The sequence below is a fragment of the Streptomyces sp. LaBMicrA B280 genome (assembly GCF_049222185.1).
Classification (GTDB): Bacteria; Actinomycetota; Actinomycetes; order Streptomycetales; family Streptomycetaceae; genus Streptomyces; species Streptomyces murinus.
Genome location: NZ_JBMJCT010000038.1, coordinates 21,392 through 38,820, shown reverse-complemented (window position 1 = coordinate 38,820; position 17,429 = coordinate 21,392). Strand labels below are relative to the sequence as shown.

General features: G+C 73.5%; 21 protein-coding genes. 11 read left to right on the top strand and 10 right to left on the bottom strand.

All coding sequences use genetic code 11. The annotated features are described in order from the left end of the window. Positions 1-714 (bottom strand): serine/threonine-protein kinase (locus tag ACLF5H_RS27760; protein ID WP_421678737.1); only part of this gene is annotated, 714 nt, incomplete at its 3' end. A gap of 45 nt (positions 715-759) precedes the next feature. Here ACLF5H_RS27760 and ACLF5H_RS27755 point away from each other — a divergent pair. Beyond that, positions 760-1,308, top strand: coding sequence for an RNA polymerase sigma factor (locus tag ACLF5H_RS27755; protein ID WP_421678736.1), 549 nt, complete (start codon positions 760-762; stop codon positions 1,306-1,308). Here ACLF5H_RS27755 and ACLF5H_RS27750 read toward each other — a convergent pair. Continuing rightward, positions 1,295-3,694 (bottom strand): SpoIIE family protein phosphatase, encoded by a 2,400-nt coding sequence (locus ACLF5H_RS27750; protein WP_421678735.1) that lies wholly within the window; start codon positions 3,692-3,694, stop codon positions 1,295-1,297. The genes ACLF5H_RS27755 and ACLF5H_RS27750 overlap by 14 nt on opposite strands. A 186-nt stretch (positions 3,695-3,880) precedes the next feature. Next, positions 3,881-4,015 (bottom strand): 2OG-Fe(II) oxygenase, encoded by a 135-nt coding sequence (locus ACLF5H_RS27745; RefSeq protein WP_421678734.1) that lies wholly within the window; start codon positions 4,013-4,015, stop codon positions 3,881-3,883. Positions 4,016-4,168: 153 nt separating this feature from the next. Here ACLF5H_RS27745 and ACLF5H_RS27740 point away from each other — a divergent pair, with 153 nt between their 5' ends. The 3 genes from ACLF5H_RS27740 to ACLF5H_RS27730 all read left to right on the top strand — a co-directional run bounded on the left by ACLF5H_RS27740 (position 4,169) and on the right by ACLF5H_RS27730 (position 5,317). After that, the gene (locus tag ACLF5H_RS27740) at positions 4,169-4,408 is read left to right on the top strand and encodes a hypothetical protein (protein ID WP_037652492.1); all 240 of its coding nucleotides are present in this window, start codon (positions 4,169-4,171) and stop codon (positions 4,406-4,408) included. Positions 4,409-4,411: 3 nt separating this feature from the next. Continuing rightward, the gene (locus ACLF5H_RS27735; protein ID WP_421678733.1) at positions 4,412-4,789 is read left to right on the top strand and encodes a toxin Doc; all 378 of its coding nucleotides are present in this window, start codon (positions 4,412-4,414) and stop codon (positions 4,787-4,789) included. A gap of 90 nt (positions 4,790-4,879) precedes the next feature. Continuing rightward, complete coding sequence (locus ACLF5H_RS27730) at positions 4,880-5,317, top strand: aldehyde dehydrogenase family protein (RefSeq protein WP_421678732.1); 438 nt, start codon at positions 4,880-4,882, stop codon at positions 5,315-5,317. Here the strand turns inward: ACLF5H_RS27730 and ACLF5H_RS27725 are convergent. Further along, positions 5,270-6,175 (bottom strand): LysR family transcriptional regulator, encoded by a 906-nt coding sequence (locus tag ACLF5H_RS27725; RefSeq protein WP_421678731.1) that lies wholly within the window; start codon positions 6,173-6,175, stop codon positions 5,270-5,272. The genes ACLF5H_RS27730 and ACLF5H_RS27725 overlap by 48 nt on opposite strands. Positions 6,176-6,313: 138 nt before the next feature. Here ACLF5H_RS27725 and ACLF5H_RS27720 point away from each other — a divergent pair, with 138 nt between their 5' ends. From ACLF5H_RS27720 to ACLF5H_RS27710, 3 genes are all read left to right on the top strand, one after another. After that, complete coding sequence (locus ACLF5H_RS27720; protein ID WP_421678741.1) at positions 6,314-7,120, top strand: inositol monophosphatase family protein; 807 nt, start codon at positions 6,314-6,316, stop codon at positions 7,118-7,120. Between the two features lie 41 nt (positions 7,121-7,161). Further along, positions 7,162-7,758, top strand: coding sequence for an NADPH-dependent F420 reductase (locus ACLF5H_RS27715; protein ID WP_421678730.1), 597 nt, complete (start codon positions 7,162-7,164; stop codon positions 7,756-7,758). A 211-nt stretch (positions 7,759-7,969) separates the two neighbouring features. Next, the gene (locus ACLF5H_RS27710; protein WP_421678729.1) at positions 7,970-8,479 is read left to right on the top strand and encodes an SUKH-4 family immunity protein; all 510 of its coding nucleotides are present in this window, start codon (positions 7,970-7,972) and stop codon (positions 8,477-8,479) included. Between the two features lie 168 nt (positions 8,480-8,647). Here ACLF5H_RS27710 and ACLF5H_RS27705 read toward each other — a convergent pair whose 3' ends face one another. Then, positions 8,648-9,268 (bottom strand): helix-turn-helix domain-containing protein, encoded by a 621-nt coding sequence (locus ACLF5H_RS27705; protein ID WP_421678740.1) that lies wholly within the window; start codon positions 9,266-9,268, stop codon positions 8,648-8,650. 159 nt (positions 9,269-9,427) lie between these two features. Between ACLF5H_RS27705 and ACLF5H_RS27700 the strand changes: the two genes are divergently transcribed. Then, the gene (locus tag ACLF5H_RS27700; RefSeq protein ID WP_421678728.1) at positions 9,428-10,414 is read left to right on the top strand and encodes an alpha/beta fold hydrolase; all 987 of its coding nucleotides are present in this window, start codon (positions 9,428-9,430) and stop codon (positions 10,412-10,414) included. Positions 10,415-10,791: 377 nt separating this feature from the next. Further along, on the top strand, positions 10,792-11,226 hold the full coding sequence (locus ACLF5H_RS27695) for a subtilase-type protease inhibitor (protein ID WP_085568909.1): 435 nt from the start codon (positions 10,792-10,794) through the stop codon (positions 11,224-11,226). A gap of 215 nt (positions 11,227-11,441) precedes the next feature. Here ACLF5H_RS27695 and ACLF5H_RS27690 read toward each other — a convergent pair whose 3' ends face one another. From ACLF5H_RS27690 to ACLF5H_RS27670, 5 genes are all read right to left on the bottom strand, one after another. After that, entirely contained in the window at positions 11,442-11,642 is a 201-nt protein-coding gene (locus tag ACLF5H_RS27690) for a CDGSH iron-sulfur domain-containing protein (protein WP_421678727.1), read from the bottom strand. Next, complete coding sequence (locus tag ACLF5H_RS27685) at positions 11,620-12,297, bottom strand: HemK2/MTQ2 family protein methyltransferase (RefSeq protein ID WP_421678726.1); 678 nt, start codon at positions 12,295-12,297, stop codon at positions 11,620-11,622. Before ACLF5H_RS27685 ends, ACLF5H_RS27690 begins: the two co-directional genes overlap by 23 nt. 13 nt (positions 12,298-12,310) lie before the next feature. Further along, complete coding sequence (locus tag ACLF5H_RS27680; RefSeq protein ID WP_421678725.1) at positions 12,311-13,342, bottom strand: iron-containing redox enzyme family protein; 1,032 nt, start codon at positions 13,340-13,342, stop codon at positions 12,311-12,313. A 28-nt stretch (positions 13,343-13,370) separates the two neighbouring features. Further along, positions 13,371-13,562: a hypothetical protein gene (locus tag ACLF5H_RS27675; RefSeq protein ID WP_421678724.1), complete on the bottom strand. Its 192-nt coding sequence runs from the start codon at positions 13,560-13,562 to the stop codon at positions 13,371-13,373. A gap of 269 nt (positions 13,563-13,831) precedes the next feature. Next, complete coding sequence (locus ACLF5H_RS27670; RefSeq protein WP_421678723.1) at positions 13,832-15,337, bottom strand: MFS transporter; 1,506 nt, start codon at positions 15,335-15,337, stop codon at positions 13,832-13,834. A gap of 299 nt (positions 15,338-15,636) precedes the next feature. Here ACLF5H_RS27670 and ACLF5H_RS27665 point away from each other — a divergent pair, with 299 nt between their 5' ends. Next, positions 15,637-16,461 carry an SDR family NAD(P)-dependent oxidoreductase gene (locus tag ACLF5H_RS27665; protein WP_421678722.1) on the top strand — a complete coding sequence of 275 codons (825 nt, stop codon included), beginning with the start codon at positions 15,637-15,639 and terminating at the stop codon, positions 16,459-16,461. Positions 16,462-16,505: 44 nt separating this feature from the next. Continuing rightward, a complete protein-coding gene (locus ACLF5H_RS27660) occupies positions 16,506-17,417 on the top strand; it encodes a DMT family transporter (protein ID WP_421678721.1) in 912 nt (303 codons plus the stop codon). Positions 17,418-17,429: the final 12 nt, after the last annotated feature.

The following is a 17,429-nucleotide window of genomic DNA, read 5'->3' as shown; positions in this document are numbered from 1 at the left end:
CGCCCGCAGCAGCGCCCGCGCCACGTCGTCGCCGAGGCCGGGCCGCAGCCGCGCGGGCGGCACCACCTTGCCGGGCGGCCCCGGCACGCTCCCGGTGACCAGCTCGTAGCCGACCGCGCCCAGGCTGTAGACGTCGGCCCGCTCGTCGATGCCCGCGCCGGGCTCCGCCTGCTCCGGCGGCCGATAGCCCGCCGAGCCCGCCGCCAGGGTCAGCACCGAGCCCTGCGCCAGGCTCTTGGCGAGCCCCAGATCGGCCAGCAGCACCCGCCGGGTGCCGTCCGGGGCGGTGTGCAGCAGCACATTGGTCGGCTTGATGTCGCGGTGCACGATCCCCGCCTCGTGCAGCGCGGCGGCCGCCCGCGCCGCCTGTGCCGTCAGCGCCAGCGCGTCCGGCACCGGCAACGGGCCGTCCCGCAGCAGCTCGGCGAGGGTGCCGCCGTCGGCGTACTCCATCACGAAGTACGGCCGTCCGTCGGGGAGTTCACCGATGTCGTAGACCTGCACCACCCGGCTGGAACCGGCCCGGCGCAGCAGCCGCGCCTCGGACAGGAAGCGCTCCCGGACATCCAGCCGGTGCGACCAGTTCTCGGCGAGCACCTTCACCGCCACCGGGGCCTGAAGCTCCGGGTCGTGGGCGAGCCACACGGTGGCGAAGGCGCCGGTGCCCAGCGGCCGTTCGAGACGGTAGCGGCCGATCCGCTCCAGGGAGTGCATACGACTATCATGCCTGCCCTGAGATCGACTCGAAGGGGGCGTGACGTGCAGGACGAGGCGCCGGTGGAGGAACTCGCCCGGCATGCCGCCGCCGGGGACCCGGCGGCCCTGGACCGGCTGCTGGCCGAACTGCGGCCCGACGTCGTACGCCGCTGCGGACGCTTCCTGCCCTGCCGGGAGGACGCCGAGGAGGCCGCCCAGGACGTGCTGCTCCAAGTGGCCCGGCACATCGGCACCTTCGAGGGCCGCAGCCGCTTCAGCACCTGGCTGTACACCGTGGTCGCCAACTGCTGCCGGCAGAAATATCGCGAGCTGAAGCGGCGGGCCGCCGAGCAGCCCGCCGCCATCGAGCCGGCGCACGCCGTCGACCCGCGCACCACGAGCGTCATCGCGGGCTCCCGGGTGGACCTGCTGGAGGCGCTGGAACGGCTGGAGCGCGAACACCCGCAACTGGTCGCGCCGCTGGTCTACCGGGACATCTGCCAGCTCGACTACGCCGAGGCCGCCGAACGCGCCGGTGTCCCCCTCGGCACCTTCAAGTCCCGGCTGCACGAGGCCCGCAGACAGGTACGGCCCTGGCTCACGAGCCCCTGACCGGCGGCTGGTCCTCCTCCTCGAACAGCGGCAGCTCCGCCCAGATCGTCTTGCCGTCCCCGGTGTGCCGGCTGCCCCAGCGCTGGGTGAGCTGGGCGACCAGCAGCAGCCCCCGGCCGCCCTCGTCGAAGGTCTTGGCCCGGCGCAGATGCGGGGCGGTGTGGCTGGTGTCGGAGACCTCGCAGATCAGCGTGGCCGCGTCATGGATCAGCCGGAGCCGGATCGGATGGGCGCCGTAGCGGATGGCGTTGGTGACCAGCTCGCTGACCACCAGCTCCGCCGTGAACGACGCCTCGCTGAGCCCCCATACGTCCAGCTGCTCCACCACCTGCTTGCGGATCGGCGCGACCAGCGCCGGGTCCGCCGGGATGTCCCAGGTCATCACCTGGGAGGCGGGCAGCCCCTGGGTGCGGGCCAGCAACAGCGCCACGTCGTCGGCGGCGCCGCCGGACGGCAGCAGGGTGTGCAGGATCCGGTCGCAGGAGAGGTCCAGCGAACCGGCGCCCGCGCTCAGCGCCTCGAAGAGCATCGCGCGCCCCGCGTCCCTGTCCCCGTCCCGGGACTTGACCAGACCGTCCGTGTACAGCGCGAGCACGGTGCCCTCCGCCAGGTCCACCTCGGCGGACTCGAACGGCAGCCCGCCGAGGCCCAGCGGCGGGCCCGCGGGCAGGTCCAGCTGGTGCGGGCGGCCGCCCGGCGGCAGCACGACGGGCGGCGGATGCCCGGCGCGGGCCAGCGTGCAGCGCCGCGACACCGGGTCGTAGACCGCGTACAGACAGGTCGCGCCGACCTCACCGGTGCTGCCGTCCCGGCCGGTCTCCTCCGCGAGCCGTATCACCAGGTCGTCCAGGTGCGTGAGCAGTTCGTCCGGGGCCAGGTCGATGTCCGCGAGGGTGCGCACGGCGGTGCGCATCCGGCCCATGGCGGCCGAGGCCTGCACGCCGTGCCCGACCACGTCCCCGACGACCATCGCGACCCGCAGCCCCGACAGCGGGATCACGTCGAACCAGTCGCCGCCCACCCCCGCGCGCGCCGCCGGCAGATAACGGGAGGACGCCTCCAGCGCGGCCGTGCGCGGCAGGGTGCGGGGCAGCAGGCTGCGTTGCAGGGCGAGGGCGGTCTCCCGCTCGCGCGAGTAGCGCCGGGCGTTGTCGATGCAGACCGCGGCCCGGGCGGTGATCTCCTCGGCGAGCATCCGGTCGTCGGCGTCGAAGCCGTCCGGGCGCCGGTGCCGTATGAAGACCGCGACGCCCAGGGTGAGTCCGCGGGCCCGCACCGGCACCGACATCGTGGAGTGGATGCCGAAGACCCGCACCTGCCGGGTGCGGGCGCTGTTCCAGTTCATCCAGGGACTCATGTCGCCCGCGGTCCTGGAGGCGATGATGGTGTGGCCCGCGGTCAGCGAGTCGGCCTGCGGGGAGCCGCCCGGATAGCGCTCGGTCTGCCCCGGCTCCATCACCGCCTCCGGCACCCCGTCCAGGACCGAGCGGTGGGCGGCGCGGCGCAGGGTCACCGGGGTGGCGACGCGGGCCGGGGGCTCACCGCCGTACTCCTCGGGGTCCAGCAGGTCGATGGTGACGAAGTCGGCGAGCGCGGGGACGCACATGTCGGCCAGTTCCTGCGCCGTCCGGGTGACGTCGAGGGTGGTGCCGATGCGCATGCTCGCCTCGTTGACCAGCTGGAGGCGCTGCCGGGCCCGGTGGCTGTCGCTGACGTCGTGCGCGGCCAGGCACACGCCCCGCACCCGGCCCGCGCGGTCGTGCACCGGCGCCATCCGGGCGAGCCAGGCGTGCGCCCGGCTCTCGCCGCCCGCCCGCATGAAGGTCCGCACGTCCAGCGGGTGGCCGGTGGCCAGCACCTCGCGCATGCCCCGCGCGAGTTCCTCGCTCTGCGGACCGTCGACCAGCTCCGTGAACCGCAGCCCCCGCGCCCGGTCCTCCGGCAGCCCGGAGACCACGGACATGGCGTCGTTCATCCGGCGCAGCCGCAGCTCCTCGTCGTAGACCGCGATCGCGCACGGCGACTGGATCAGGCCCGCCTCGCCCAGCGGATCGTCTCCGGCGGGCGGCTCCGTGCGGGGCACCGGGGTGACCAGGATCCACCGGTTCCCCGCGCCGTCGGGCGCCGGGCGGTACCGGGCGAGCAGCCAGACGTCGACGCTGCGGCCGTCGAGGTGGCGCACGGCGAGCGTGCCGTGCCAGCGGGAGTCCCGGGGCAGCGCGGGGGCGGGCCCGCTGAGCAGCCGCGTGGCGGGGCGGCCCACGACCGCGTCGGCGGGGTGGCCGAGCAGGCGCCGCGCGCCCTCGTTCCACTCCACCAGCGTTCCGTCGTCATCGATGACAGCTCGGGCCGTCGCCGCCTCGTCGAACGGATAGACCCGGCTCATCGTCGCCGCTCCCAAGCGCACACTCACAGTGAACAGGTGGCACCCCTCGCGTCCCCCAGCCTAGTGCTTTCCGCACACCGGTGGACGCCAGGCCCCGGCAGGGGCGGGCACCTGCGGCGGGTGGGGGTCAGCTCGCGTCGTGGAACACCGGCCCCGGCGTCCGCCGCGGTCCGGATCGTACGGTGCTCACCCCGCGGCGTGGCAGCGGGCCAGGCGCTCCTCCAGGGTGTCCGGCCAGGGCGCCGGGCGGCCGAGGCGGGCCGCCCGGTCGTGGGCGAGGGGCAGCAGCCGCGGGTAGAGCGCGCCGCGCGGCGCGGCCACCGGGGCGGGGCGGATCGTGGGTGAAGTATGCGGTACGCGCCGGAGCCGGACCGGTGCCGGGCGGGCGCCCCGGGGCCTGCGCCGGTACCGCATCGGAGATGACCTGACCTGCGGCAATTTACTGGTGAGTACCCGAGCGGTACCGTTTGGTCCATGCCAGCTCTCAACGTGGAGTTCAGTGACCGGGAACTAGAGGACCTGCGGCAGATCGCCAAGGAGCGCGGTACGTCGATGAAGGCCCTCGTCCGCGAGGCCGCCGCCGCCGACATCGCCCGGCACCGGGCGCTGAAGGAGGGCGCCGCGGCGTTCCGCAGCTTCTTCACCACGCACGCCGAGGAGTTCGCCGCCGCGTTCCCCGAGGACGAGCCGCCCGCACGGGGCGAGGCCGCCTGAGTGATGCAGCCCGTCATCCACATCGATGTCCCGTGGCTGCTCCAGCGGCATGAAGAGGTCCTGCCCGAGCAGCCCACGGTCGACGACTTCTCCGCGCTGGTCGCCGCCGTCGCCCGGCACCGGGTCGACCCGCCCAGGCTCGGCGTGGACTCCGACCCCGCCTGGCGGGCCGCCGCCCTGCTGCACACCCTCGCCCTGCTCAAGCCGCTGCCCGCGGCCAACGCCCGCTTCGCCTGCGCCACCGCGGTCGCCTACATGTTCGTCAGCGGCGCCGGCATCGATCCGCCGTACGGCGCGCTGGTGGACCTCGCCCGCGATCTGATCTCCGGCAAGACGGACGTCTACGGGGCCGCGGACCGGCTCCGCTCCTGGCAGATCTGAACACCGGAGCGCCGATCCGGACAGGCATGCGGACACCCGCGCGGGGGCCGGAGTTGGGACAGACCGCCCACCGACTTCCCGGAATGCCCCGTGCCCGCCGCCCGCCGCCTCGCCGCGCCCACCGCCGCCGCACACAGTCGGTTCTGCGATCCGCGATTCCTCATCGCGCAGAAGGCGATCTTCGGCCCGGTCGTCACGGTGCTGCCGTTCGACACCGACGAGGAGGCCGTCGAGATCGCCAACGGCACGCCGTACGGGCTCGCCGCGGGCCTGCATACCCGCGATGTGCGCCACGCCGCCCCGGCGCGCTCTCCGCCGGGGCGGCGGCGTGGGCGCCGACGGGCTACACCCTGGCCCTCTCCGTCGCCTCCGCCCTCGCGGGTCTGCTGCTCCAGGGTATCGGCGGCCGCTCCACTCACCGGCTTTCCCGTGCCCGGCGACGCAACCCCCACGCAGGTTCCTCGGGGCCGCGGCGCCCGCCTACGGCGCTCCGCGCATGCTCAGCGCGGTCCGCGCCAGCCCCCGTAGCCAGGTGTGGGCGTGGTCGGTGTCGTAGCGCTGGTGCCAGGACAGATAGACCGGCGCCGACGGCAGTTCGAGCGGCAGGGGGAGCACGACCAGGCCGAGGTCGGCGACCGCGGACCGGGTGGTGGCCTCGGGGACGCTGATCAGCAGATCGGAGCCGCGCGCGAACTCCAGCGCGGCCGCTTCCGTGGGCGCGGTGGCGACCACGCGGCGGGTGAGGCCGAGCGGCGCGAGGGCGTCGTCGACGGCATTGCCGAGGCTGCCGCGGCGCGAGACGTTCACGTGCTCGGCGGCGGCGTACTGCTCCGCGGTCACGGTCCTGCCACGGGTGAGGGGATGCCCCCGCCTGACGACGATGACGAGGCGGGTCTCGCCCACGCTCTCGGCGCGGAGGTCCGGCGCGCTCGGGCGATTGGCGTTCGCCTCCAGGTCCACCTCGCCGCGCCGCAACCCGGGGGTGTCGAGGCTCGATTCGGCGACGAAGCGCAGTCGCACCCCCGGCGCCTCGGCGCGCGCGGCCGAGAGCAGCGCGGGGCCGCTCAGGGCGACCAGGGAGTCGTGCCAGCGGAGCGTGAACGTGCGTTCCAGCGTCGCCAGATCGAGTTCACGGCTCGGTGCCAGCACGCCCTGGACCTGGTGCAACAGCTCGTGCACCTGCTCCCGGACGGCGATCGCGTACGGCGTCGGGGTCATCGTCCGTCCGGTGCGCACCAGGATCTGGTCCCCGGTCGTGCGCCGGATCCGGCCGAGGCTCCGGCTCATCGCGGGGGCGGTGACATGCAGGCGCGCGGCCGCCCCGGCCACACTGCCCTCCTCCAGCAGCGCGTCGAGCGCGGCCAGGAGGTTCAAATCCAATTGCATACGAGTAATCCTAGCCGTGCTTTACATGCATTTGAAGTTAATCAAAGGGCTCTATACCTTCGACACCAGAGCGCGGGACCGGAGCACACAGCTCGCCCCATACGCCTCAACACCCCACCTTCCAAAGGGAGTTCGACCATTCCTGAAACCCTTGAGGCCGCCTCCGACGCCGAGCTGCTCGACCGGACCGCGCTCGCCGTGCGCCTGGCCGGATCCGCGCTGCGCGAGCGCTTCGGGGAGGTGGCCCGCTACCAGACCCGCGAAGAGCTGATGCGCGCGCTCGCCGCGAACGACGACAGGGCCCTCGACATCCTGCGTCCCCGCCTCACCCACCTGCGCCCGCGCGCCGGCTGGGTGGAGGACGAACTGGACGGCGGGGCGCTGCCGCCCGGGGAATGGTGGGTCGTGGACCCGGCCGAAGGCAACATCAACCATCTGCACGCCCTGCCGGAGTGGGCGGTGACCGCCACCCTCGTGCGCGACAACCGGCCCGTGCTCACCGCGGTCCACCTGCCGATGACCGGCGATACCTACACCGCACTCACCGGCGCGGGCGCCCACCTCGACGGCCGGCCGCTCAATGTCGCCCCGACCACGGACCTCGGCCTGAGCATCGTGGCCACCAGCCAGGCCCGGCCCGACGAGAAGGACGACGTCGTGCGCCGCGTCGGCTCCTCGGTCACCGCCATGTTCTTCGACGCACTCGTCGTCCGCACCGCCGTCCCCGCCACCCTGCACCTGCTGGACGTGGCCGCCGGCCGGATCGACGCCTTCTGGCAGTTCGCCGGCGCCCGCGCGGACCTCCTGCCCGGAACACTGCTCGTCACCGAGGCCGGCGGCCGGATCTCCGACGCCGAGGGCCGCCCCTGGACCCCGCGCAGCGAGAGCTTCCTGGCCGCCGCGCCCGGCATCCACACCCAGGCCGTCGCCACCCTCACCCGCTGACCGCGCACCACCACCCGCACACACGGAGGAACCGAACAACCATGACCACGATCACCGTCCTCGGAAACGGCCGCGTCGGCGGCACCCTGGCCACCGCCCTCACCCGGGCGGGGCACGAGGTGAGGGTGGCGGACCGGACGCCGGGCGCCGCCGCGGACGCGGCCCGCACCGCCCGGATCGTCATCAACGCCACACCGGGCGCCGGCTCGCTGGACCGACTCGCCGCCCTGCGCGACGAACTGCGCGGCAAGATCCTCGTCGACGTCTCCAACGCCACCGTCGACGGCCCCGACGGCCTCCCCGCCGACCTGCTCTACCCCGGTTCGAGCCTCGCCGAACAACTCCAGGAAGCACTGCCCGAAACACGTGTCGTGAAGACGCTCAACACCATGCTCTTCCCCGTGATGACCGCCCCGGCCACCCTCACCCAGGCACCCGAAGCCTTCCTCTCCGGCGACGACCCACAGGCCAAGCGGACCGTCCGCGACCTGCTCATCGGCCTCGGCTGGCGCACGGAATGGATCACCGACCTCGGCGGAATCATCACCGCCCGCGCCACGGAGGCCGCGATCCTGTTCGTACCGCACGTCATCCGCTCCAACGGACTCACGCCCTTCGCCATCACGATCGCCCGCTGATCGCTGATCGCTGACCGCTGCCCGGCCAGGAAGTCGTTGTCATCCTGGTCAACTCCGGCAGGAAACGTACGATTTGCGAGAACTGATCTTCGGCCTGCGTTCCCGGCAGGCGGTCACTCCCGCCTGCACCGGCGACATCTCAGCAGTTCTCGCAGAGAGTCTCGCGGGCCGGTGGGTGTTGCCGGGCGGTCCATCGGGCGAGGATTCTCCCGTGAGTCAGCCCCTGCCGCAGTTGCCGAAGCCCGAGTTCGTCTTGATTCCCGTCGAGTCCCCACCGGAAGTGCCCGCCCGGATCGCTGCCGATCTCAGGGGGAGTGGCATCCCGGGCGGGTTGATAGGACACGAGTACCGGCCGCTGGGCCAGCCTGTGTACTACGGGGGCATCGGTGAGCGGGGGCTGGTGGCCATCGCGACGAGCGGGCTGTGTGGACGCATCGCCGTGGACCTGGCCCGTGGTCACGTGGTGCAGATTCCTGAGATTGAGGCAGTCGCAACCCATCATGTGAACACAGACCTCGACTCCTTCCGTCGATGCGCCGCCGCTGTGATCGCACGTTTCCCGTTCTGTGCGGAGGACGACGAGGAAGGATTCGAGGAGGTGGCGGAAGAGCTGCGCGGTCTCATCTCCGTCATCGATGAGACCGCTCTTGCGCACAACGGGTTCTGGGAGGCCTTCTGCGACGACGTGGCGATGGGCGATTATGCGGACTGGGACACGTGATCCGGGGCCGGTCCCCGGCTTCGCGCACCCGTCCAGGCTCACGCCGGTGGCGGCAATGCAGCCGTCGACGAGGTCAGCGGTGTAGGCCGGGAGTTGGCACACGGTCGGCCACTCGGCCTTCGCGTCGATGAATTCCTTCATACCGGCCATGCCCGCGGGGGCCAGAGCCTACGGCTGTGCTTCCCGGGCGGCCTGTCGGTTTGCGCGGGTGGTGGCCGCAGGGGTGCGTGGGCGTAGGCGTTCGCCCTGGGGGCCGAACATGATCAGGTATTCGACCGGACCGCCGGGGCCGGTGTTCGCCACTCCGTGCGGGGTGCGGGTGTCGAACTCGGCGACGTCCCCCGCGGTCAGGAGGAGGTCCTGGTCGCCGAGCGCGAGCCACAGCCGCCCGTACAGGACGCACAGCCACTCGTAGCCGTCGTGGGAGACCTGGCGGGGACGCGCGGGCGGGGCCTGGAGGGCGGGCAGGACATGCTTGTGGGCGTGCAGGCCGCCGACGTACCGGGTCAACGGCACCACCGCCTTGTCGTCGCCGAAGCTCAGCGGCGCCGTGGGGCGCGGCTCGACCGCGGAGGCGGATGCCGTGCCGGCCAGTTCGTCCAGGCCGACGCCGTACTCCTTCGACAGCCGCAGCAGCACCTCCAGGGTGGGCTTGCGCCGGCCGGTCTCGATCCGGGACAGCGTGCTGGCCGAGATGCCGGTCGCGCGGCTGACACCGGCGAGCGTCGTGCCGCGGTGCTCGCGCGCGGCCCGCAACCGGGGCCCCATCGCGGCCAGTCCGCCCTCCATGTCGTCGACCGTCACCTTGCCCGCTCCCTCGTCCAGACAGTGCCGCTCCACCGCTCTGTCCTGCGAGTTTGCCAGAACGGCAACGCTGATCGCGTCGGGCGGGTGCCGCGACGCATGATCGACGGACAGCCGTGCCCGCCGCGAACCGAGGAGAAGCCCATGCAGCCCGAGCCCACCACCGCGCTCCGCCACCGCACCGTCGAGGCCCCGGCCGGGCGCCTGCACCTGGTCGAGCAGGGCACCGGCCCGCTGGTCCTGCTCGTGCACGGCTTCCCCGAGTCCTGGTACTCCTGGCGCCGCCAGCTCCCGGCCCTCGCCGCGGCCGGCTACCGGGCGGTGGCGATCGACGTGCGTGGCTACGGCCGCTCCGCCAAGCCGACGGCGACCGACGCCTACCGGATGCTCGACCTGGTGGCGGACAACGCCGCCGTCGTGCACGCCCTCGGCGAGCAGCACGCGGTGGTCGTGGGCCACGACTGGGGCGCCAACATCGCCGCCACCTCCGCCCTGCTCCACCCCGAGGTCTTCCGCGCCGTCGGCCTGCTGAGCGTCCCCTACGCGCCACCCGGCGGCCCCCGCCCCACCGACGTCTTCGGGCAGATCGGCGGCCCCGAGCAGGAGTTCTACGTCTCCTACTTCCAGGAGCCCGGCCGCGCCGAGGCGGAGATCGAACCCGACGTCCGGGGCTGGCTCGCGGGCTTCTACGCGGCGCTGTCCGCCGACACCATGCCTGCCACGGGCGAGCCCGACCCGCACTTCGTCGCCCGCGGCGGCCGACTGCGCGACCGCTTCCCCGCGGGGGTCCTCCCGTCCTGGCTGAGCGAGCGCGATCTCGATGTCTACGCCGGGGAGTTCGAGCGCACGGGGGTCACCGGCGCACTCAACCGCTACCGCAACATGGACCGGGACTGGGAGGACCTCGCCCCGCACCGCGGCGCCCCGATCACGCAGCCGTCCCTGTTCATCGGCGGCGCCCTGGACGCCTCCACCACCTGGATGTCCGACGCCATCGACGCCTACCCCACCACCCTCCCCGGCCTGTCGGCCGCCCACCTCCTGGACGGCTGCGGCCACTGGATCCAGCAGGAGCGCCCCGACGAGGTCAACCGCCTGCTCACCGACTGGCTCGCCACCCTCCAGCGCTGAACCAGGCGAACCGGGCGGGCCGCGCCACCGCGACCGACGGACGCGTCCCCGGCCCGCCCGGGGCGGTGATCATCGGGTGAACACAGGGAGTCATGAAGGGGGTCCGGGGCGGCGGTGTCGGAATGTTTCCGGACGATTAAATAACCGCTGATTTTCGGCCAATTGACGACTTCTTAAGGGCCCGCGCCGCCCAGTTCCAGGCCCCAGCCGTTCGAATTCCGTGACTTCACGCCACTGCTTCAACACGAAATGTTACCGAAACCTGTGGGGTCGATGTGTGTTTCCGGCGGGGACTCGGCAGAGTGGCGCTCGCCGCTCCGACGTCCTACCGGAAACGGAGCCGGCACCCGTCTAGTTCGAGCGGAAGGATGCACACCATGCGGAACACCGCGCGCTGGGCAGCGGCCCTCGGCCTCACGGCCGTCGCCGTCTGCGGACCCCTGACCGGGGCCGCCGTCGCCGCCCCGGACGCCGCCCCGGCCTCGCTCTACGCCCCCTCGGCGCTGGTGCTGACCATCGGCCACGGCGGCGAAGCGGCCACCGCGACCCCCGAACGCGCCGTCACACTCAGCTGCGCCCCGACCTCCTCCGGCACCCACCCGGCCGCCCCCGCGGCCTGCGCGGAACTGCGCGGTGTCGGCGGCGACTTCGCCGCCCTCAAGGCGCGCGACGACGTCTGGTGCAACAAGCTCTACGACCCCGTGGTCGTCACCGCCCAGGGGGTGTGGCAGGGCCAGCGGGTCAGCTACGAGCGCACGTTCGGCAACTCCTGTGAGCGGGACGCCGTCGGCGGCAGCCTCTTCGCGTTCTAGCGAGGGCCGCACAAGGACCGGGATCGCAGGGTCTTCGTACACACCGGATCAGGACCGTGACTGGGGAGTGCGGACCTCTCGGAACGGGGAACCCGCGATCTCGCGCCGGACCGCCGGGCGAAGTGGGGTCGCCCGCCGGTTTGCCGGCACACAGAGCCGCTCCCCGGACAGGCCCGTGGGGGGCCTACCGGGGAGCGGCGAAAAACGAACGGTGCTCAGGCCTTGCGTCGATGGCTCGTGTCGCACCACGGGTAGCGGCGACTGCGCCGACAGGTGCACAGAGCGACACGGAAGCGGTCGGAGGACACCGTCGTACCGTCTTCCAGTTCCACCTCGACCGGCCCCTCCACGAGCAGCGGCCCCCGTCGCCGCACGGTGATCCGGCGGGCGCGGTCAGCGGGTTGTTCGTTCGGCACGGATGACCACCAGCTCTTCCGTTCTCTCGTGCGGTGCGAGCAGCCCCCGACCGCGCAGCCAGTCCTCCCGGGAGCGCAGCACGGGGCCCAGCGTGATCCAGCGCCGCCGCACCACCGCGGCCTTCAGGTCCGCGTCGCGCAGCAGTTCCAGGGTGCGCCCGGGATCGCTGAGCGCCGACTGCACGATCAGCACCACGCCCCGGGGTGCGAGCAGCGCGGGAGCGTCCCGGCAGATCCGGTCCAGCAGCAGCCGCCCGTCATGGCCCGCGTCCCAGGCCCGGGAGCGGCCGCGCGGCCCGTTCCCACCGTGCGGGGCGGGGACGTAGGGCGGGTTCGCGAGGATCACGTCGTACGACCGTCCGCGCGCCGGTACGAAGAGGTCGCCGCGCCGGATCCGTACCGGCAGACGGAACAGCAGGGCGTTCAGCCGGGCCGTCCACACCGCCCGCCGGGACACGTCCACCGCGGTCACCTCGGCACCCCGCCGGGCCGCCGCGAGTGCCAGCGCCCCGCTCCCGGTGCCCACGTCGAGCACCCGCGCCCCGGCGGGCACCGCCTCCTCGCGCAGGGCCTCGGCCAGCAGCGCGGTGTCGTCCTGGGGGGCGTAGACGCCCGGTATCAGCAAAGCGATCACATGACGCGAGTACCCGGACATTAGGGAAATATGGTTACGCCGTGCTCGGCTGCTCAAGCGCGTCCGGCTGCTCCCGCGTGTCCAGCTGCGCGAGGGGGACGCGCAGCGAGGACCGGCCCGCGCGCCAGTCGGTGAGCAGCCGCCGGGCGAGCCGGTCCTCCAGATGCTCGGTCGCGTCGATGCCGAAGGCGATGTCCGCGGCCAACTCCGGTTCCTCCTCCAGCAGTCCGCCGATCACCTCGTGCCGGACCACCTGTTCGTGCACCGCGTCCGCCTCCACGTGCTCGTCGTAGAAGAACCGCGCGGCCGCTCCCGCGCCGGTGCGGCGCAGCGCCTCGGCGAGCCGCCGGGAGCCGGGGGAGGAGGTGATCTCCACGTCCGCGAAGTGGCCGACCAGCGCGCCGCGCAGCGCGCGGTGCAGGCCGAACAGGGACATCAGGTTGACGACGGCCAGCATCTCGGCGGGCGCCGCGTCCAGATGGCGCCCGTACGCCGCGTCCAGGCCCAGATCCCGCATCAGGTCGGCGAACAGGCGGGCGTGCACCCGCTCGGCCCGGCCGCCGCCGAACTCGTCGTACTCCACCGCCGCCATCGCCGCCTTCGCCCGGCCCCACAGCCGGGGCAGCACCCAGGCGTGCGGGTCGGCCTCCTTCAGGTGGTACAGGGAGCGCTGCGCCGCGTACTCGCGCAGCTGCCACAACTCGCCCTCGGCGCACAGGAAATGAGTGACACCGGTGCCTTCGGCCGGTTCCACCAGGAGCGCGCCGAGCGCGCCGTCCAGGTTCTCGTGCACCGGGGTGTCGGCGCGCAGCGCGGCCAGGAAGCGGTGCTCCAGCGCGGCCCGCAGGCGCAGCAGCTCCGGGTCCCACTCGGCCTCGTCCGGCACGCCCGCGAAGCCGCGGTAGTGCAGCTCGTAGCAGAGGTACAGGGCGAGCTGCGGGTCGTCCCCGTAGGGGTCCCCGAAGTCGCCGGGGCCGGGGAGTGGTCCGGTGCCGCGCAGGTGGTCGATGAGCGCGGCGGACAGCGGGCCGCGCGGGGGCGGCAGCTCGGGTCCTCGTGGGTTCATGGCGGCCGGGTACCCGGATCCGGGCAGGTCAGTGGCGCCGCCCGGGTGCCGTCCGGTCGCCGCCCGACTGTTCCTGGGCGTCCCTGTTCGGGGAGATGGCATCCCCCGCCTCGCCCTCGTCGTGGCGCTTCTCGCCGTGCAGCTCGGCCTGCTCGACCTCGTGCAGCACCTCCTCCAGTGCCGTCTCGGGCCGCTTGCCGTGGTCCTTCCCGCCGGACATGGCGTCTCCTTCCCGTAAGGGCCGTAAGGGCCGTAGGGGTCGTGGGTGTCTTCCCCGTAGGTGTCTTCCTGGTCCGCATCCGATTACCCGGTACGGCCCGGTCCACGCGCGGGCCCCGGCGTGCGCCCCGTGCCGTCCCCGGGACATGGACGAGGGGCCACCGTCTCCCTGCGGACGGCGGCCCCTCGGCTCGGACGGCCTTTCGGCTCGGATGACCTTTCGGCTCGGGACGGCCCCCGGCGGCTCCAGCGGGCCCGGACCGGGTGGCCTCACATGTGGACGACCGCCGCCGCGCCCGCGTCCTGCCGCGGCACCCCGCGCCGGTAGAGCAGGAAGGCGAGTACGGTGCCCGCGGCGAAGAAGCCCGCCGACCACCAGAACGCGGTGGTGTAGCTCTCGATCGTGGCCTGCGCCTGGACCAGCTTGCTCGTGGCGTCACGGCCGGCCACGTAGTGCGTGGCGGCGCTGGTCGCGAGGGTGTTCAGCAGGGCCGTACCGACCGAGCCGCCCACCTGCTGCATGGCGTTGACGCTCGCGGAGGCCACGCCCGCGTCCTCGGCGGCGACCCCGCCGGTGGCCAGCTGCATCGCGGGCGGCATCACGAGCCCGAGGCCGAAGCCCGCCACGATCAGCTGCGGCAGCACGGCGCCGCTGTAGTGCGAGCCGAGGCCGATGCCGGTCAGCCAGGCCATGCCGGCCGTCGCGATGGCGAAGCCCAGCGGGATGACCGTCTTCGGGCCGAGGCGCGGCACCAGGAGCGTGGTGCCCAGCTGTGCCGCCACCATCAGCGCGCCGACCATCGGCAGGAACGCCACACCGGTCCTGGTGGGGCTGAAGCCGAGGTTGAGCTGGAGGTAGTAGGTGAGGAAGAGGAACACGCCGAACATCCCGGCGCCGGTGATCAGCACGGCGAGGAAGGATGCCGACCGGTCGCGGTCCAGCAGGATCCGCAGCGGCAGCAAGGGGTGCGCGGCGCGGGTCTGCCACCAGGCGAACGCGGCGAGCAGCAGGGCGCCTGCGAGCAGGAAGCCCCAGGTCAGCGGGGAGTGCCAGTGGTGGCTCTCGGCGTTGGAGAAGCCGTAGACCACGGAGAAGAGTCCGGCGGCGACCAGGACCGTGCCCGGCACATCCAGCTTGGCGTGGCTCGCGTCGCGGTGGTTGCCCAGCAGGAGCCAGCCACCCGCGAAGGCGATGACCGCGATGGCCACGTTCACGTACAGCGTCCAGCGCCAGTCCAGGGCGTCGGTGAGCAGCCCGCCGAGCAGCAGGCCGACCGCGCCGCCGGCGCCGGCGATCGCGCCGTAGACGCTGAACGCGCGGGCCCGCTCGCGGGCGTCGGTGAACGTGGTGTTGAGCAGGGACAGCGCGGCCGGTGCGAGCAGCGCGCCGAAGGCGCCTTGCAGGGCGCGGGCGATGACCAGCAGGGTGAAGCCGTTCGCGGCGCCGCCGAGCGCGGAGGCCCCGGCGAAGCCGACGACGCCGACGAGGAAGGCGGGCTTGCGGCCGAACAGGTCGGCGATGCGGCCGCCGAGCAGCAGCAGCGAGGCGAAGGCCAGCGCGTAGGCGGTGACGATCCACTGCCGGTTGCCGTCGGAGAAGCCGAGGTCGCGCTGGGCGGAGGGCAGGGCGATGTTCACGATCGTGGCGTCGAGGACCACCATCAGCTGGGCGACGGCGATCACCGCGAGGATCCACCAGCGCCGGGGCGAGGCGTCGTGCGGTGCCGCCGCCCCGGCCCCCGTTCGGGGGTCGTCGGTCAGGGTCTTCTGGGGCATGGGGAACCACTCCAGGGAAGTCGTTCACGCGCGAGTCATGCGGCGTACATAAACGAAACGGTTTCGTACGCATCGAGGCTAGACCAGCCTGAACGAAACGGCAACGTTTCGCTGCGCCCGGGTCCCGGACCCGACCCGGACCCGACCCGACCCGGACCCGACCCGGACCAGCCCGCCAGGGCCCCCGTCCGCGCCGCTTCCACGTGCGGTCGGTATCCGGATGTGGCGCCCTGGATACACCGCGAGGTTCGGCCCAGGAGCTCGCGGATCCCGCACGCCGTCGCGATGAGGTCGCCACCATGTCCCACGCCCCGTCCCCCGCAGGACCGTCGAACCGTGCTCGGCCGGTGACGAAGTCCGGCCCCGCGGCGGGTCCCGGCGCCCGGCCCGCCGCTCAGCAGGCACCCCTCGCCACGGCCCTGGTGACCGGCGCCTCCTCCGGTATCGGCGCGGCCGTGGCCCGCCGACTGGCCGCCGACGGGGGCTGGCGGCTGGTGCTCAACGGCCGCGACCTCACCCGTCTGGAGCAGGTGGCCGCCGGGATGTCGGCGGTGACCGTCGCCGCCGACCTGAGCCGGCCCGGCGCCGACCGCCGGGTGACCGAGGCCGCCCTCGACCATCTGGGCCGCGTGGACCTGCTCGTGGCGGGCGCCGGTGTCGGCTGGGCCGGTGACTTCACCGGCATGCCCCGCGCCCGCATCGACGAACTGGTCGGCACCGATCTGCTGGCCACCCTGCACCTCGTCCGCGGACTGCTGCCCCACATGGTCGCGGCCGGTTCCGGACGGATCGTGCTGCTCGGCTCCGTCGCGGGCAGCGTCGGCGTGCGTGGCGAGGCGGTGTACTCCGCGGTCAAGGCCGCCGTGGCCGCGTTCGCCGACGCGCTCCGCTACGAGCTGCGCGGCACCGGCGTCGGCGTCACCCATGTGGTTCCCGGCGTGGTCGACACCCCCTTCTTCGACCGGCGCGGCGCCCCCTACCGGCGCTCCTGGCCCCGCCCGGTGCCGCCCGAGCGGGTCGCGGACGCCGTGCTCAGCGCCGTACGGCGCGGCAGCGACGAGGTGTACGTGCCCGGCTGGCTGCGGCTGCCCGCCCGGGTGCGCGGCGCTGCGCCGGGGCTCTAGATCGGCTCTACCGGCGGCTCGCCGCCCACTTCGGGTGAGCGCCCGTGCTCGCCCTCCCGGTCGGCCTCGCCCTGTGCTCGGCGCTGGCGAACGCCGCCTCCTCGGTGCTGCAACGCCGGGCCGCCGCGGTGGACACCCCGGCGGAACCCGGCGGCGCCGGTGCGCTGCTGCGGGGGCTGCGGCGCCTGCTGCGGCGCCCGGACTGGCTGGCCGGTGTCGCCCTGCTGATGCTGTCCGCCGTCATGCAGGGCTGGGCACTGGCCGTGGGCAGCCTCTCGCTGGTCCAGCCGCTGCTCGCCACCGAGCTGCTGTTCACGCTGATCGTGGGCGGTCTCGTCTTCCGGCGCCGCCCGGGCGGCCGCACCTGGCTGGCGTTCGTCGCGCTCGCCGTGGGGCTGGCCGTCTTCCTGCTCTCGGCCGCGCCACGCCCGGGCCGCGACGACGCCACCTCCCGGGCATGGCTCATGGCGGGCGGGGTGGCCTGCGCTGTCGTCCTGCTGCTGGTGCTGGCCGCCCGTACGGTACGGGGGCCCGCCCGCGCGGCGCTGCTGGGCCTCGCCTCCGCCGTGGCCTTCGCGACCACCGCCGCGCTGCTCAAGGAGAGCGTGGGACGGCTGCGGCTGGGGCCGGGCGTGATGTTCTCCCACTGGTCGCCGTACGCCACCGCCGCCGTCGGGCTGGTCGCCTTCCTGCTGCTGCAGAGCGCGCTCGGCGCCGGATCGCTGGCCGCCTCCCAGCCCGCGCTCACCCTGGGCGACGCGCTCACCAGCGTGGCGCTCGGCTGGGCGCTGTTCGAGGAGTCCGTGCAGCTCGGGCTGCGGATGATCCCCGAGGCCATCGGCATCGTGCTGATCGGCGCGGGCAGCATCGGACTGGCCAACACGCTCTCCGCCGGGCAGGGCTTTGACGCACCCGCCGAGGCGGACGGCGGTGAGGTCCGGACCCGCCGTGAGTGAGCACCCGACCCC

What these genes read in the sequence shown, in the direction of transcription:
- ACLF5H_RS27750 (WP_421678735.1), bottom strand. Translation starts at nt 3,694, where the DNA reads ATGAGCCGGGTCTATCCGTTCGACGAGGCGGCGACGGCCCGAGCTGTC.
- ACLF5H_RS27740 (WP_037652492.1), top strand. Translation starts at nt 4,169, where the DNA reads ATGCCAGCTCTCAACGTGGAGTTCAGTGACCGGGAACTAGAGGACCTG.
- ACLF5H_RS27735 (WP_421678733.1), top strand. Translation starts at nt 4,412, where the DNA reads ATGCAGCCCGTCATCCACATCGATGTCCCGTGGCTGCTCCAGCGGCAT.
- ACLF5H_RS27725 (WP_421678731.1), bottom strand. Translation starts at nt 6,175, where the DNA reads ATGCAATTGGATTTGAACCTCCTGGCCGCGCTCGACGCGCTGCTGGAG.
- ACLF5H_RS27715 (WP_421678730.1), top strand. Translation starts at nt 7,162, where the DNA reads ATGACCACGATCACCGTCCTCGGAAACGGCCGCGTCGGCGGCACCCTG.
- ACLF5H_RS27705 (WP_421678740.1), bottom strand. Translation starts at nt 9,268, where the DNA reads ATGGAGGGCGGACTGGCCGCGATGGGGCCCCGGTTGCGGGCCGCGCGC.
- ACLF5H_RS27700 (WP_421678728.1), top strand. Translation starts at nt 9,428, where the DNA reads ATGCAGCCCGAGCCCACCACCGCGCTCCGCCACCGCACCGTCGAGGCC.
- ACLF5H_RS27695 (WP_085568909.1), top strand. Translation starts at nt 10,792, where the DNA reads ATGCGGAACACCGCGCGCTGGGCAGCGGCCCTCGGCCTCACGGCCGTC.
- ACLF5H_RS27685 (WP_421678726.1), bottom strand. Translation starts at nt 12,297, where the DNA reads ATGTCCGGGTACTCGCGTCATGTGATCGCTTTGCTGATACCGGGCGTC.
- ACLF5H_RS27680 (WP_421678725.1), bottom strand. Translation starts at nt 13,342, where the DNA reads ATGAACCCACGAGGACCCGAGCTGCCGCCCCCGCGCGGCCCGCTGTCC.
- ACLF5H_RS27675 (WP_421678724.1), bottom strand. Translation starts at nt 13,562, where the DNA reads ATGTCCGGCGGGAAGGACCACGGCAAGCGGCCCGAGACGGCACTGGAG.
- ACLF5H_RS27670 (WP_421678723.1), bottom strand. Translation starts at nt 15,337, where the DNA reads ATGCCCCAGAAGACCCTGACCGACGACCCCCGAACGGGGGCCGGGGCG.
- ACLF5H_RS27665 (WP_421678722.1), top strand. Translation starts at nt 15,637, where the DNA reads ATGTCCCACGCCCCGTCCCCCGCAGGACCGTCGAACCGTGCTCGGCCG.